Source organism: Aulosira sp. FACHB-615, assembly GCF_014698045.1.
Classification (GTDB): domain Bacteria; phylum Cyanobacteriota; class Cyanobacteriia; order Cyanobacteriales; family Nostocaceae; genus Nostoc_B.
This window is the reverse complement of record NZ_JACJSE010000008.1, coordinates 165,562-181,428: the sequence shown is the minus strand read 5'-3', so window position 1 is coordinate 181,428 and position 15,867 is coordinate 165,562. Positions and strand designations below refer to the sequence as shown.

Sequence of the window (15,867 nt, the reverse complement as noted above, 5' to 3'; positions counted from 1 at the left end):
TCGGGAAAGCAAACTTGATTCTACATTATTCGCAACTAATCAAACTCCCCTACACCCTATTCTTGGCATCCTGAAAAATTTTACAGGAAGTTACTCAGCACTCAGCACTTTCAACTCAGCACTCACCTCTGGGGGAACCAAAGCACTGATGTCATGCGATCGCCTCCCCTCCAATGTCCAGCGCAGGTTCTATTTCCTTAGAGTTAAAGCTTTCCCGCACTAAATTTGACCAGGACTTAGCAAAACTGCAACAGGAAAAGTTTGCAATTCCTGTCAAACTGAAGCTGGACACCAAAGATTTTGAGCGTCAAGTCAAGGGTCTGACTGGCTTTCTTCCTACAATTCTTGTTCCAGTCAAGCTTGATGTCCAACCCCAAGCGGTCAAGCAACAGTTTCAGGAAATTGGCAGGTATGCCGCACTTGGCTTTAAAGATGGATTTTCTGGGGCGGAAGATGCGGGTAAGGCGGCTATTGATTCGATGGTGCGATCAGTCAATAAGCAATTAGGTATCGCATCGCCGTCAAAAGTGTTTCGCCAAATTGGTAAACACGCCGCCGATGGGTTATTGCAAGGCTTAGAGATTGACAAAGGCAAGCTTCGCAGCATAGTCAATGGAATTGAAGCTCAGTTCAAGTTAAATCCCATCTCTGTTGAACTCGACCCTGAACTTGGGAGGCTGCAACGAAAACTCAAATCACTCAAATCATCGGTTGAGATAAATCCTGATTTCGGGGATATCTCAAAAGCCGTTGAAAAAGGAGTCAAAGGCGCATCCAGTAAAAATATATTTGCTGTACTGACGGGTGGACTACTTAAAGCAGTCGCGGGGATTGGCACTGGCTTACTTGGTGTATTACTATCCCCTTTTAAAGCCGTGGCTGGCGCGGCTACTACCGTGTTCGCTGGCGCTGGCTTGAAGCTGGGCGAGGAACTCAGCACCGGGATTACCAGTGGCATCAAAACATCAATCAAAGATGCCCTAAGTAACAGTATCGGCAGTGGGGCTGTTGTAGGTGAGGCTTTAGGAGAAGCGATCGCAGTCGGACTAGAGCAAGTTATTAAATCCCGATTCCCCAATGCGGTAAAGCAAGCATCTCAAGTAACTAGAGAAATTCTTGGGGAAGAAAAAGTTTTCGCTGCGGGTGCGGCTTCCCGCGCTAAAACTCAAGCATCTCAACAAAAAGAGCGTGAAATTGCCACAGCCCAGTTACAGAAGGAATTTCAAAAAAGCGTAGGCAAGGGTGAAGGTGCAAGGGCTAGGCAACTCAAAGGAGAAATTGATGCGATCGCGCCGGGACTTGCTGCTGATACCAAAGCTTTCACATCTGAATACGCATCTGAACAAAAACGCTTGCAAGAAGCTGCGGCGAAATTCCGAGTTATTTTAACTCCTGAAAGATTAATCAAAAGACGGGTCAAAGAGTACGAAGAACAAGTTAAAAAATATGAGCAAATTATTGCTCAACTAGAACAACAGGGCAATAAAGCCCAAGCTCTCAAGGTCAAGCAAATACTTGCCCAAATCAAGCCGCCCGACACTGACGCAAGTAAAATCTCAGACCAAGAGATTCGCCTACAACAAGCACTGCAACTAAGTAAAATTCAAAATCAATTTGTTGCCCGCAACCTCAATCAACAATTTGGGGCAAGAGCAAGTGATTTGCAGCAGAGAAAAGCTCAGTTAGCACCCAAGGTTCAGGAATACAACGCAATCACGGGACGAATTGGGGGGATAGCCAAGGGATTAGAGGTGCTAGGCGCTGAACCTGTCGCAGTTCAGGCAAAGCCCAAAGCCCAATCAATAGTTCAACCCCAGCTATATAAAAGCATTTTTGAAGAGGTGCTTTCTCTTTCTGGGGTTAAAGCGAATCCTAATCTGATTCCACAACTAGCTATCTCAAATAAATTGCGTCCGGGCGCACTTGGGACTTACGATGCTGGACGCAACCAAATTGATGTTTCCAAAGAAGCTTACGAACTCATCCAAAAAGGCAAGATAGACGCTGCGGCGATTGAAACTTTGGTACATGAATTGCGCCATGCGGTGCAGTTCAATTTTGGTAAAGCAAATGTCGCTAGTGGTAAGGCGGCTATTCCTTTACTTTCTCCCAACGCTCAAGAAGTGCGGCAACTAGGGAGAAGAATTGAATCTTCAGTGGAAGTTCAGTCTCCTGAATTACAGCCAATTTCTCGCAAATTAGAAGCCGATGCTTACGTTTTTGCATCGCGTAATTCCAAAGCTGTAACTCAAAAATTGCAAAAAGAATCAGCAATTACTGACTTTGAAAAAGTCTTTGGATTGGGTGGTTCTAAAGCGGAATTGCAAATCAAGCGAAGTCAAACTGAAGCAGTCAAGCGCCTCATAAAAATTGGTGAATTCGCCAAGCAGTACGGGCTTGATTTGCAGCATGAAATGGCTTCTTTGAGTGGAGAATTAGACCAAATCGCGGGTTCAATTGCTCCACTGTTGGGACAAGCAGCGAACCTAGAAGCACTTTCAACCCAGGAAATTGAGCAGATTCAACAAAAATTGGAATCAGTGCTTTCTGGAATCATCGCTTCAATTAACGCCACTCCTGAAAAATTAAAAGCGATCGTCGTCGCCAAAACTTCTCAACCTAAAGCCTCACCAGAATTAGAAGCCAATCTCAGTAGGCTCAATGCCAAAGATATTAGGGCATTATCCAAAGATTTGGGAGTGCCGACATATAACAAAGAAGCCAAGAAAAATTTCACCAAATCCGAATTAATTCAAAACCTTTTAGGTGGCGTTGACCCGAAAAAATTAGAAGCGGCATTACCCAATGTCGGTAAGCCTTCACCCGAAGTTTTAGCTCAAGCCAAGGAATTGGTGAAAATTCCTCGCTCTTTGCTGAAACTGGAACTTGAAGCCGAACGCATTCAACTCAAAGAAGCCTTCAAGGAGGCTAAATCTAAGGGCGATATCAAAGCATTGAGGCGGGTGCTTGATGACATCCAAAAGTCTCAAGAACTTGTTACTCAAGCCCTCGCCCAAAATATTGACGCAGATATCAAAGCCGAATTAGATGGTTTTCGCCTGAGTTTGGCGAGGAAAAGGTATCAAGCTAAAGGCGAAATTGGCAAGCTCAATATGCAGCAGTCGGGGGCTGCTGGTAGGTCGCGTGTACCAAGCGTCTCCCAGATGGCTGGAGGTAACAGCTTTGAATCCCTCGCATCATTCGAGGATGTGGAAAACGCTCTAGCCGCAGCCAGAGCTAGTTTATCTAAATTCATCTCCCAAGCGAGAAACGGCGCTTCAAATTCTTCAGCTTACGGCGACTTCTACGCCAAGCAAATCGCCAAACCCTTGGCGGGGATGGAGAAGGAAGCCAAAGCCCAAGAAAAATCTGCAAGAGCCGCAGCCGAACAAACCAAAAAAGAATTAGAAGCAGCCAAGCGATTGCTAGAGCAAGCCAAAACCGAGCAGAAAGTAATTGCTCAAATTGACGCTCGACTCAAAGAATTAGAGAACGTAAACGCCGCAGATCCATCAATCGGGGCAAACCTCGCCATTGATGATGCCAATAAAAGCAAGCAGAGACGAGAAGACAGAATCAAAGAATTTCGCGCCGCTCCACTGGAATTTTTACAACAGCGATCGCGCAATGCCACCATTCAAAAAGCTCGATATATTACTGAGAACGCTGAGGGAATCGCCAATTTGGTTGGGGCGAAAGTCGGTGAAAACCCAACCGCCAAGCAAACCAAGGCAATCATTGAACTGCAATCAGCTTTCGGAACTCTTGGGGAAGCTGCAACTAAATTCGGTCAAAAGCAAACCAAGTCTAATTTCAAAGAACTTGATACCGCAGTCAAGGAACTGGAAGCAAGCTTGAGAAAATTAGGTGTTCCCTTCACCCTGATCAACCAAGAAATCGATGCTTACACCAACAAACTCAAGCGATTGCAGGGTGAAGGCAAGATTGATATTGAGGTTGATGTTGAATCCTTAGCTCCTGAAAAATTCAGCTTTATTGACAATTTACTGAGCAAATTTTCAGGATTAGAAGCCAGAGGGATTAAAGCGATCGCGGGGATTATCAAAGGATTTTTATCTTTTGGTGCGATTACTTTTGTTCAGCAGATTTTTACTAATATTGCTCAAGATGCTTTCAAGGCATACGTTGAGCTTGACCGATTAAAGACCGCACTAAATTTTGCATCCGGGGGAGCGATCGGTGGCGCTCAAAATCTGGCTTTCGTCCGTAAGACTGTTGATGATTTGAAGGTTCCACTCAAAGCTTCAACGGAAGGATTTGTGCAACTAGCGGCGGCCGCCAAAGGTTCGGCACTAGAAGGCAGGCAATCGCGTGAATTGTTCCTTGGAATATCCCAAGCAAGCACTGTACTAAGTTTATCGGCGGATAACACCCAAGGTGCGATCCTGGCACTTAGTCAGATGATTTCCAAAGGGAAGGTTTCAGCCGAAGAACTCCGCCAGCAGTTAGGCGAACGCTTACCAGGGGCGATGGGAATTGCGTCCAGGGCAATGGGAGTAGCTGAGACGGAATTTACTAGACTGCTTGACTCTGGGCAAATTCTCTCTCAAGACTTCTTGCCCAAATTCGCCAAGCAACTGCAAGCTGAATTTGGTGATGCTGCTAAGGATGCGGCTGGTAATGCCCAGAGCGCCATATTTGATTTACAAAACTCGTTCCTCGGACTGCAACAGGGTATAGGTGAGGGAATTGCACCAGCCGCAACTGCGGGGTTAGGGGCCTTCGCTACCATCCTCAAGGGCGTGGCTGCTGTATCTAAGGAATTGGGTTTCATACTCCTGAGTGTGGTTGCAGTATTAAGCGGGAAGATGGTCGCGGCTTTGGGGGCTGTAATCAATCAGATGATAGCCGCCAAGGTAGCGACTGGCACATTAAGCAGTGGCTTGGCAAGTATGGGGCAGACTCTCAATAATTCAGCCTCGGTGAAATGGGCAGCTGGCATTTTTGCAGTGCTGGAAATTGTCAATTTACTTAACCAAGCAATCAATACTGACTTAGTACAATCTTTTGAGAATGCCGCCAAAGCTGCAAATAGAGCAGCCCATGCTTCAGAGAAAGCCTTTAATAAAGCCAAAGGAAAGCCGGAATCGGACACACCAGAAGCTAGTAGTGGAGTAAGCAGATTCCTAGATAAATATTTGATTGGCTTCCTAAATATGGACGTTGGCCCGTTTAAGGGCGGCAATCCTTTTACTGGCAAGAAAATTAAAACTTACGGAGAACGGGAAAGGGATAAAAGCACAGGAGATGCTAGAGACTTAGCGGCCGCTTCCGATAGGTTGTCCGCGTCTGCAACATTAAAGCTCCGGCAGTTACAAAAAGGCTCTGGCGATATTGGACAATTGCCTGCTATCGATGCCACCTTACGCGATGCCGAACAGCAAAGGCAAATCCTCCAAGCTGGAATTAAGCGCAACTTTACAGATAAAGGTTTGGCAGTTCCGGCGCAGGATAAACGCAGGCTCGACGCGCAAAACCTCAGAATTACTGACCTGAACAATCAACGCGCCGACATAGCTAAACCATTTACTCTTGATTTATCCCGCGCCGATGGTCAGATTAATGCGATTAAAGCTCAAATCGAAGTTCTAAAATCTCCTGAAAGCATTGCGGCTGTCGGTGGTGAGGAAGCTGCATTGAAGTTGACCGAGCAACTCAAAGGCTCGATGGAGCGACTCAAGCAGTTCAAGGCTGAGGCTGAAAACGCCTTGGCATCACTGCGGGTTGATCCAGTGTTGGCATTTACTCAATCGTTGCGTCAACTTAATTTGACTTTGGCTGAGAATCAGGAGAAGAACGAACAAACCTTCAATAACAGAAGAAGCGCGATCGCCAGTACCCAACTCGCAGGATTTTCTAGCAACAAACTCGCAACCCGTAACGCCGCTCTACAAAGTGCGATGGCTGAACGGGACAGGAATCAAGCCAATTTTGCTGATCTGCAAGCAGCAATTAGCAAAACTGATAGTGCGATCGCTTCTCCTGAATTTCAATCAACACTGCAACGCTTGGGAGTATCGCCAGATTCATCGGTCGCAGCGATTGATGATCGGCTCAAGAATACCTCAGACGAAGGCGACAAAGGGATATTAGAACGCCTCAAATCAGCCAGAGAACAGAAGAATAGACTCTCTGAAGCAAGAACAACCCTCAGTGAATCGCAGCTTAAAGTCCGTCAAACGACTCAAGATAATTCTCTATTCAACCTGGAAGATTCGGCGGCTAGTTCCCGCGCGGCTACTCAAAAAGCCGAAAACCAGAAGATTGCATTGATTCGACAAGCCCAAGCAGACAGGACAATCACTGAAGAAGCCGCTTCTGAAAAAATTTCCAGGATTCAACTTCAAAGCACTCAGTCGCAGCGCAAAAATCTTGACAATCAACTGATAGCACTGCGCCATTACTACACCGAGGGGCAGGTATCAGCAGAGGAATACGCTAAACGTGAACGCGATTTAACTGTTGAGCAAACCAACCTGGAGCGCACTGAGGCTGAAAATAGACTTGCGGTGCAACAGGCAGTTTTGCAGCGCAGGCTCAAGGATATTGAATTTGCCAATAAAAAGGCGGAGAGTGCGATCGCTATTAGTGCTTTAGGGCAAACCCAAAAAGCCAAGGAAAATTTACTCGCGTCCGGTCTAACCCAGTCAGGGCAAGACAAGTTTGCGCTACAACAAAACGCTATCGACCAAAAATCGACTACTGATAAAATAGCCCTTCTTAAAACCCAACTCGCCCAAACCAAAAAACTGCGAGAAGAAGGAGTATTGAGTGCGCGGGAAGCTGCTGAGAAGGAAATGTCACTTAATCAGGAGTTGGCGCAAAATAACCTGCAACTGGTTGACCAAAAAATTGCTGCTGAGGAGAAATACCGGGAAACGGTTGAGCGCAATATTCAGCGCATCATGCAAGCTGAAGAGAATCGCTTTAAGTCGCTCACTTCTCAATTGGATGCCCAAAAAACTGGGCTAGAACTATACTCTGCCAGTTTAGAACGGGTCAAAACCCTTGAGGAATCACGCTTTAATTTATCCAAGGCTTTATCTGACGCGGCGATCGCACCCTTGGAAACTCGCCGCGACAACGCAGGACGCGCTTTAGAACTGAGTCGCCGTCTCAAAGATGATAATCTTGACCCCGCTGTAAAAAGTGCGATTACCTCTCAGTTGGGGGCTTTGGGCTTTGGGACAAACGAATTAGAGATACTAGCTAAACGCTCTCGAATCGAAGATGAGATCGCCGCTAAGAAATTGGAGGCGTTGAAGCTTGAACAAGACTTTCAGAAAAAATCCCTCCAACTTGACTTGCAACGTCAGAAGATATCCGCCCAAACTGCTGTATACGACGCTCAATCAGCACAGTTATCAGCCGCTAAATCGAAGCTCGAAGCCGAAGCAGCCCTCAGAATCGCCCAAGTCAAAAAAGACCCCGCCGCCATTGAATCAGCCAAGATAGGGATTGAAATTGCTAATCGGGAAGCTGATTTGAGTAATCAAAAGCTGGATAATGCGATCGCTAACTTAAGCATTCAAGATGAGTTATCCCGTAATGCAATTCTGGCTCAAGAAGTGACTCAACGCTCTGCAATTGACCAACAGCTTGCAGCAGATGGCGCGAGAAAACAGGCATCGGCATTAGAGAAAGTTGAAGCCAGTGTAAAACGAACCTCTGAAACTCAGCACTCAGTACCCGGCACTCAGAACTCTGACAATTGGGAGAATCCTTTCATCCAGAAAAAGGGTGAAAGTATGTTTGATTATGGGTTGCGAATCAACAAAGCCAAGATGCTTGGGCAGATAATTGAGACTAATAATCGCACTTGGGGTAAGAGCGATGAGGTTATTGGTGGTGGACTGCCACCAATTGATAGAACCGCGGCGATGGTTGATGCTGTTAAGATTGCGCCTCAAATCAACTTTGCAGACTCCCTAAAATCAGCAAACCAAGGAGTTGAGCAAAGATTGGATACATTGAGCGATCGCATCTTACAACTCGCCAACACACCCAGAAGCTTGAGTGTATCGACTCCAAATCCTGTGGACGATGCAGCTAAGATTATGAACGATGTTTCAAGGGCTGCGGTGAGAGGTTCGGGAATTTAGAAGGCAGAATCCAGGAGTCAGAATCCAGAATTAAAGCTATTCCTTCTGACTCCTGACTCCTGACTCCTGTATTCTATTTATGAAAAACTTTTCATGAGGCAACTAACGCTCTCCATCGATTCCCTAACTTGCACCCTCAAAAGATTCACCCAGTACGATCGCACCACAGCCGACACTGGACAAACAGAATACTCCATCGTGGGAACTCCTTTAGATTCTGGCCCTGTGTATGAGCCGAAATTGATTTGGTCAGTGGGGGCGATGGTAAGTTACGAGCAGTGGTTTAGCTTGAACGCGATATTTCATAAAAGCGATAAAATCCGTCGCGATCAAGGTAACTATCGCATCTTGGTTGAAGACTCGATTGAAAATTTTACAGAAAGTGGGACGAGGACAAGGGGACTGGCAACGGGAGGAAGTGAAACCACATTTCCCGGTGGGGTGAATTACCCAGCCAGCTTTTACTGCCGGATGTTTGAGCCGAAATCCCAGTGGCAACGCAATCAACAATATCCATATATAGCCAGCTTCACCCTACGGGAACTGGACAAAACAGAGGAAGGTTCTGAACCCGGTGGTGGTGGAGAAATTATCACTACTGGCTATATTGCAGCAACTTCATTACTTGCTTACAGGATGGTGACACTGAACACCAGTGGCGAGGTGATTTACGCCGACAATATCAACCCCGACCACATTGCAAGTGTGTGGGCGATCAACAAAACCTCAGTCGCCACAGGGCAAACCGTTACAGGGCAGACGTTCGGGGAAGTAGAAAACCTCGCTTGGTCGTGGACACCACAAGACCCCATATTTTTGGGTGCGAATGGAACCCTAACCCAAATCCCGCCTACAACTGGCTTCGTCTTGATTGTGGGTTGGGCAATGACAGCGACCAAGATGTTTATCACTATCAAGCAAGCGATCGCCTTATGAAAGTTTTGGTGCTGAACGCTGGAGGAATAGCCGAATCAGACTTGACTGGAGTTGAAGCGATCGCCATTGCTTTTACTCCAACAGATAGTATTTTGGCGGACAATGTACAGGCTGCGATCGTTGAGCTTGACGATAAGGCAGTTCATAGAGCTGGCAATGAAACAATTTCTGGAATTAAGACATTCACGAATGGGCTGATTTCAGGTGGCAATATTTCAATCCCTGATTCTGCCTGGGATGCGGGGATGTTGGAGCTTGGCGGCTATTATTTTTGGGTTGACGGGGATGGGTTTTTAAGAATCAAATTCGGCACTCCCGCATCTATTAACGATGGGTTGATTGTGGGGGCGACAGGGACAGTTGCAGCCGATGATGTGAGTTTTACGCCAAGCGGGAGTATTGCTAGTACAAAGGTACAAGCTGCGATTGAGGAGGTGAACTCAGAGGCGCAAAGTGCAATCACTACTCTGGATAATGCCACGCTTCATAAAACTGGTGATGAGTCGGCTTCTGGGACGAAAACCTTGACAGGTAGTCTCGCTCTTCCTAACGTTGCTTGGAATAGTCAAATATTTTCTATCGCCGGCTATCGTTTTTGGATTAATAGCGGCAAGCTTTACTTTAAAAATGGCAGCACGCCCGCTTCTGCTACTGATGGCTCGATTATTGGCCCTGTAGTGGCTAGTGATGTGGCATTTACCCCCACAGGAAATATTGCAGCAAATACGGTGCAAGGGGCGATCGCGGAAGTTGATAGCGAAACCCTGCACACTACAGGTAATGAGTCTGCTGCTGGCGTGAAAATTTTTACCGACGCAACAGAAGCGACCAATCCAACCACAGGCGGACTGCAAACAAGAGGTGGTTTTGCATCCGCAAAAAACGTCTATATTGGAGGCAATTTAACCGTTGCAGGCGGAAATACAGGGCTTAAATTAAATACTCCTGTATTAATAGTTAGACGAAACTCTTCATTGAATGTATCAGCCAATACATCTACAAAAGTAATATACGATGCCGTAATCAGCGATACCGCCAATAATTACAACGCCTCCACAGGTAATTACAGCGTAGGTGTAAACGATGGGGGGTTATATTTTGCTGAAGTCTCCATTAATTATTCTGGAGAAAATAACAATAGAAATCTAATTACTCTTTTTTACAATGGTACCAACGTAAGAATTGCTGATTTTAGGGGGAATTCGATTGTGGGATACACATCAGGATGCAAACTAATTCTTGTTAATTCAGGTACCACTGTGTATGTTGAGGTTTATCAAGAAAATTCTGCCAATTCAGCCAAAGCTGTAACTACTGGCATATCAACACAGTTAAGCTTGTTTAAATTATCAACCACTTAAATCTGGACATGACAGAGCAATTCCCTTCTAAAACTCTTGATGTGTACGAAATCCCGCGCATCGTGCGCGTGCAAACCCACCCTGACATCGAGCAGGGGAGGCTGAACACAACGCAGTTGCAAGCCTTTTATCAAGTCGCTCTAGTTCCCAAAAATGCGGGATTAGAGGGCAACGCTGTGAGTGTTGGCCCGTGGCAAGATTTCATGGTGGAAAACACGCCAGAAATTCAAATTCATTTAAGCGCGATCGCGGTTGAAATCTACAGGCAAATTCAGGAACGCAAACTCGCCGCATCGCAACCACAACCAGAACCGCAATTAGATGACAGTCAACCAATCAGCTAGAAATGTCAGATTAACTATTGGAAGCAAGGTTTTCACGCCTTGCTTAATTTCGTTTCAAGGTAGCGATAGCCATCTTGACCAATCTGGACTAGTTAGTTTTACTGGACAAATTCTGCTAGGCAAGGCACTAGACTTTGACGAGAGTTTGGACGATCGCAAAAATCCGACTCGCTTCTGTCGCGGTGTGCCGATAATTCTTGAGGTGGCAGATTCTACAGGCGCACTACAACGCCATCCCAGAGGGGCGCTGCGGATACTTGCACCAAAATATGATGTTGAGAAACAGCAGTTAACTTTAGAAGTAGGCGACTTAATAGCACTGCTTTCTTTTAAAGAACCTACAGACCCAGACAAGGCTGACAATAAATCCTGCGAGGGGAAACCCGCCAGCGATATTATCACCACACTGCTAGGGCTTGCCGGGATAAGTGCGATCGCAGGAAGTCTTCCAACTGGAATTTACAACTATCCTCTCAATTTAAGTGGCTCATACCTGCAATCAGTTGGCAAGCTTCTGTACGCCAACAACTGTTTTGCCTGGATTGATAAAAATGAAGTTTTTCAGGTGCGGGCTGCTAATATTAGTCCCGGCGCTGGCATAAACATGGTAGTTGGCTTGCATGATATTTGGTACAAGCGCCTCGACGGAGCCGAAGCGCCTTGTGAAGTAATTAAGGCATCAGGCACAGAAATGATTGTAAGACCAACGCCTGAATCAACGAAAGAATTCACAGAAGAATTTGGCCCAGCATCAACAGTTGATATTAGCTACGGCAACCAAGAAGTCATCCTGAAGCGATTGACCACTACTACTACCTGGGATGACGCGCAACACATCCGCACCATCAAAACTGAAATTGAGCGCCCAATCGGTCTAGTAATTCCTGCAAACTTACAAGGGCAATTTGGCTTTAAATTGCAGATGATAGTTTGTGAAATTCAAATTGAGAGTTTTCACTATGAAAGTAATCAAGAATGCAAACTTAAGTTCAAGGAAACTGAACTTTATCAACCGCGTGGCACTTACCTGAGCGAATATGTAGAAGCTAAACCCAATACTATTGTTAATGTCACGCCATTAATCCTTGTTAAAACCATCAAAGAAACTTACGAATACGATATTAAAGATAGAATTAAGAAAATTAAAACCAATACTCAAGAGTTGCAGATAATCATATTAAATGGTACAGACGAAGATTGGAATCAGTGGATATTTCCGCCAGAAAATTTAGTTGATTCCGAGAAAGTATCTCAAGAGTGGAAAGAAATAAATAAAGATACCTGGGACTATCGCTCTGAAACCCTGAAGTGCTTAGTAAGAGTGAATCAAGATTTAGTGAAAGCCGAGGAAAATTCAGAAGTCAGCAACAAAATAAATTTAATTTACGCAACAGGTGAGCATCGCATTTCTAATTCTGGACAAGAAGTACCGCAAGCCGCAGAAAGATGCCCCCCTCACTGCACTTTTGAAGAAAACAATATTGAAGAAAAAATTATTTTTGGGGATATTTGCGCTTCTAATTTAAAGCAAAGAGAGCGCACATTTACTGTTGATATGTTGGCGGGGAGATTGGAGCCAGTTTTGAAACCTGGGGAAGTTGTAGTTTATTCAAGCACTGGTAGTGGGAGTGCTGCGGCGGGACAATTACAGGCTCTTGCTCAACGCGAAGGGCGGCTGTTGCGGGGGCGGTACAAGGGACAAGAATTAGCGATGGCGATAGCAGATGAAATCTTCAATTACTATCCTCTCTACCCGGTTCGCGCCACAGAGCCAGATGACACGATTCAGAATTATTTAGCCGATGGTTGCAGTTGGGTAGTCTCTCAGATGAAAGCATTGTGGAGTTGCGATGGTATCTGGGTAGGCACAACTCAAGGCGGCGCAGTTGTGCCACCATATACGGAAACACATTTATATTATTTGGGGTTGGGTTTGGGGATTAATTTCAGCGCCTACCCCTATTTACTTGGAACCACTACTCAGCAGATGCAGTTAGGCGAGGGGTTGGGGATTGATTTTTCTGAATTAACTTGGGAGACAATCGAGTGGGATATAGTGAGCGATGATGTGTGGGACATCGTTAGTGGGTTATGAAAAATTTTTCAGGAGCAATTACCAAGCGACATTGGCAAACCAAGTCACTGATTAGTCTGTTTTGGTTTTTAGTATTCTTGCTTCGGAGTTAAGCAAACAATGACAGCAATATTCACTAACGATTGGATAACTCGATCTGCCGAAATACTTTTCCGTGGCGCTACTCCCCCAGATAGCGGCAAGTTTCGACTAGCATTAGCCAACACTGCAACATTAACTAGGGTGAGTTTGTTGGCTGATTTTATCTCTAGTGAACTACTGCCCAACAATGGCTATGTAAGACAAGCGGCGAACTTCTCAGGAGACGGTAGCTACAATACAGGCGATCAACGCCATGAAATGCCGACACTTGCCCCCAGCTTCACAGCCTCTGGCGGATCGCTCCAGTTCCAAACAGCATTTATCATTGCTGACAGCGTTGCAACTGCCTCCAAATCTTTTACTAACAGCAACGTCAATGCCGTCACTAACAAAATCACTATCGCCTCCCACGGTTTCGCCAACGGAGACAAGCTGGTTTTCACTGCCGACTCACTCGCTACTCTCCCTGGTGGCATCGCATCCGGCACAGTCTACACAGTCGCCAGCGCCACAACCAACGATTTTGAGATTGGTATAGACATCACAAACACTGGCTCTGGCACATTCCGCGCTCGATGTGCGAATGGTTCAATCGTGGCGCTGTTTGTAGAAGATAGCCCCATCACCGTGCCTGACGGACAAAGTTACAGCTACCAGATTCCTGTTGTTGCCCTCAATTCAGGCTACGTGAATGGAAGCTAATGAAGATGTGAGGCAGGGGAGCAGGGGAGCAGGGGAGCAGGGGAGATCGGATGATAACCGCTCCTCCGCCTTTGATTTACTGCGATCGCAATCCACAACCAACCGCCACCTCTACCACAAGCGAATCGTGGATGTTGTCGAAGCACAACAAGAAATGCAGCAGTCTACAAGCTATCAACAACATGATGGTGAAACGGGCTTGGCGAGACTGCGATCGCCTGACGGCTCAATTATCTACAGTCAAGCCCAAACCAATGGGACTGTAGGCAAGGGTGAGAGTATTCGTCTTAGAAGGGGTGGTGTTGTCGCTGGCTATGATGCGATGCCGAGGGTCAAAAAAACCACCGCCGAAGAAACAGCGACCGCAACAAAGAATCCGAACATCAAAATCCTTTTCTATTGCTACGAAGAAGGGGAAACGCGATTTTATGTTGGGGGCGATCGCTCTACTCCTCAACTTATCCACAGCGAGGAAGGAAGTCTTGACCCCAGCACTTTCCAAGGATTTATTACTAACGAGGGTAGGGGGTTAAATAGGTGGAGCGTTTCTCTTGGCTTTAGCGACAAGGTTGTGATTATTGACTCTACTAACTCTACCGAAATCAACCAATCAAACTTAATCTACACAGGCTACAACTCTTGGGCTAGTCCAGATTTTTTAAGTGGTGCAACAGAGTTTGCGAGTCCCTACGCTTTTGCTAGTCCGAATACGCAAGGTAATGGCAGATTTGGATATTATCTTTTTAATCAAACTTTTTATCTGAATAATTTCCAGGTTACAAATTTTCTTGATGTAACTTTTGAAAGTGAGTTGGAGGGCGGCCCGTTAACAATTTCCAATTCTCGCCAAGTCAATAATTATCAAGTTACCAACAAGAATTTAACAACTAATAATTCGGTCATTACAGCGACTTCTGAAAATTATTTACAACCCTACGAAGGGTATTTAGACCAATTTTTAGAAGTTACTGGCAGCACCTACGCCTACACCTGCATAAGAGAAGCTGTTATCCTTCACTATGATTATTTATTTGGTGGTACTCCGATTTCAGCAGATGTCAGCAACGACACTACTACTTTTGTTGGCGCGACTAAAGTGTGTGGTTGGAAGAATGCTTATATTTCAGAAAATGCAGATTTTGAAGTTGCACAAGCTTATCTTGGAGTAAGCAGGCAAGATGTTTACACCAATAATTCAACCTATTATTTAAATACTTCAAATGGCTCTCAGCAATTAAATTCTCAAGATTTCCTCTGTATCGAACCAACCCAACCAATTGAAATTATTGGAAATACCGCTACTCTCCGCAAGTATTTGGGAAACAGTTTTTTCGACCTTTACGTGATTGAAAATTTTTTGGCTCCATCTCTTGCTGCTTTTGTTGGCGCTAACGTCTTATTTGCTTATACAGAAGATGATGCTCCAATGCTTATTAAAGGCACAATTAGCAGTATCTCAATTGTCGATTCTTTTGATTTACCTGGCAAAGATTTAGCTATCAGCCTAAGCGTTGAAAGTAATTCTACTAAAAATTACATATCCTTCAATAATGCTACCTTTGGTAAATTAATTTCTGACAATGGTAGCTGGTTTGCATACTTTCACAGCCAAGTTTACACTGATGCAGGTAGAAGTTATTTGGTTAATTCTTCCACCGACATAGATAATAGAGGCTTGCTTTTCTCTAAGGACGAAAGCAAGCTTTATTCTCCGATCGCTTTGATTAATCAAAATTTTCTGCAACAGCCTTTGTATAAAAATTTGGCTTTTGATAATTACCTAAACAACAAGATTTACAGAACAGCGATTGATAGCGAGAATAATCTTGCTTTTGTTGAGCAATGGGCTATAAAAGGGTCGTCAATTAAATATCAAAACAACCAAAAGAAACTGAGCATCTTTCCCTTGAAAGAATCAAGCACTGTATTATCTGCAAGCTACCATGAATGAAATCTATTTACTCGCTACCACATCCGCAGTTAACCGCGCCGCTTATCAGCAAAGGCAGGTGCAGCAGATAAAACAAAGCGATCGCGCCCAAGAAAACACTGTAAAAATCCTTGGTTATGATAGTGAAACTGGACATTACAAGGTAAGTAATTCAGCAGGGCAAATATTTTCAGCAAGGGCAATTTCTAATTCTGGGGCTTTAGCTAAAGGCTCTCAAGTGAGCTTAGTTACACCTGTAGGCGGGATTCCTATTATTGATGCAATGCCGAGATAG

At 45.1% G+C, this 15,867-nt stretch carries 8 protein-coding genes; all 8 read left to right on the top strand.

Annotated elements, in window-relative coordinates; genetic code table 11:
• Nucleotides 1-173 precede the first annotated feature (173 nt).
• The 8 genes from H6G77_RS15920 (at nucleotide 174) to H6G77_RS15885 (ending at nucleotide 15,867) form a co-directional block, all read left to right on the top strand.
• On the top strand, nucleotides 174-8,123 hold the full coding sequence (locus H6G77_RS15920) for a tape measure protein (RefSeq protein WP_190872069.1): 7,950 nt from the start codon (nucleotides 174-176) through the stop codon (nucleotides 8,121-8,123).
• Nucleotides 8,124-8,216: 93 nt separating this feature from the next.
• Nucleotides 8,217-9,059 carry a hypothetical protein gene (locus tag H6G77_RS15915; protein WP_190872068.1) on the top strand — a complete coding sequence of 281 codons (843 nt, stop codon included), beginning with the start codon at nucleotides 8,217-8,219 and terminating at the stop codon, nucleotides 9,057-9,059.
• Nucleotides 9,002-10,420, top strand: coding sequence for a C1q-like domain-containing protein (locus H6G77_RS15910; protein ID WP_190872067.1), 1,419 nt, complete (start codon nucleotides 9,002-9,004; stop codon nucleotides 10,418-10,420). Before H6G77_RS15915 ends, H6G77_RS15910 begins: the two co-directional genes overlap by 58 nt.
• 8 nt (nucleotides 10,421-10,428) lie before the next feature.
• Nucleotides 10,429-10,764 carry a hypothetical protein gene (locus H6G77_RS15905; protein ID WP_190872066.1) on the top strand — a complete coding sequence of 112 codons (336 nt, stop codon included), beginning with the start codon at nucleotides 10,429-10,431 and terminating at the stop codon, nucleotides 10,762-10,764.
• The gene (locus tag H6G77_RS15900; protein WP_190872065.1) at nucleotides 10,742-12,859 is read left to right on the top strand and encodes a hypothetical protein; all 2,118 of its coding nucleotides are present in this window, start codon (nucleotides 10,742-10,744) and stop codon (nucleotides 12,857-12,859) included. The genes H6G77_RS15905 and H6G77_RS15900 overlap by 23 nt, the downstream gene beginning before the upstream one ends.
• 99 nt (nucleotides 12,860-12,958) lie before the next feature.
• The gene (locus H6G77_RS15895; RefSeq protein WP_190872064.1) at nucleotides 12,959-13,642 is read left to right on the top strand and encodes a hypothetical protein; all 684 of its coding nucleotides are present in this window, start codon (nucleotides 12,959-12,961) and stop codon (nucleotides 13,640-13,642) included.
• Nucleotides 13,632-15,593, top strand: a complete 1,962-nt coding sequence (locus H6G77_RS15890) for a hypothetical protein (protein ID WP_190872063.1) — start codon at nucleotides 13,632-13,634, stop codon at nucleotides 15,591-15,593. The genes H6G77_RS15895 and H6G77_RS15890 overlap by 11 nt, the downstream gene beginning before the upstream one ends.
• Nucleotides 15,586-15,867: a hypothetical protein gene (locus tag H6G77_RS15885; RefSeq protein WP_190872062.1), complete on the top strand. Its 282-nt coding sequence runs from the start codon at nucleotides 15,586-15,588 to the stop codon at nucleotides 15,865-15,867. Before H6G77_RS15890 ends, H6G77_RS15885 begins: the two co-directional genes overlap by 8 nt.

What these genes read in the sequence shown, in the direction of transcription:
- H6G77_RS15920 (WP_190872069.1), top strand. Translation starts at nt 174, where the DNA reads ATGTCCAGCGCAGGTTCTATTTCCTTAGAGTTAAAGCTTTCCCGCACT.
- H6G77_RS15915 (WP_190872068.1), top strand. Translation starts at nt 8,217, where the DNA reads ATGAGGCAACTAACGCTCTCCATCGATTCCCTAACTTGCACCCTCAAA.
- H6G77_RS15905 (WP_190872066.1), top strand. Translation starts at nt 10,429, where the DNA reads ATGACAGAGCAATTCCCTTCTAAAACTCTTGATGTGTACGAAATCCCG.
- H6G77_RS15900 (WP_190872065.1), top strand. Translation starts at nt 10,742, where the DNA reads ATGACAGTCAACCAATCAGCTAGAAATGTCAGATTAACTATTGGAAGC.
- H6G77_RS15895 (WP_190872064.1), top strand. Translation starts at nt 12,959, where the DNA reads ATGACAGCAATATTCACTAACGATTGGATAACTCGATCTGCCGAAATA.
- H6G77_RS15890 (WP_190872063.1), top strand. Translation starts at nt 13,632, where the DNA reads ATGGAAGCTAATGAAGATGTGAGGCAGGGGAGCAGGGGAGCAGGGGAG.
- H6G77_RS15885 (WP_190872062.1), top strand. Translation starts at nt 15,586, where the DNA reads ATGAATGAAATCTATTTACTCGCTACCACATCCGCAGTTAACCGCGCC.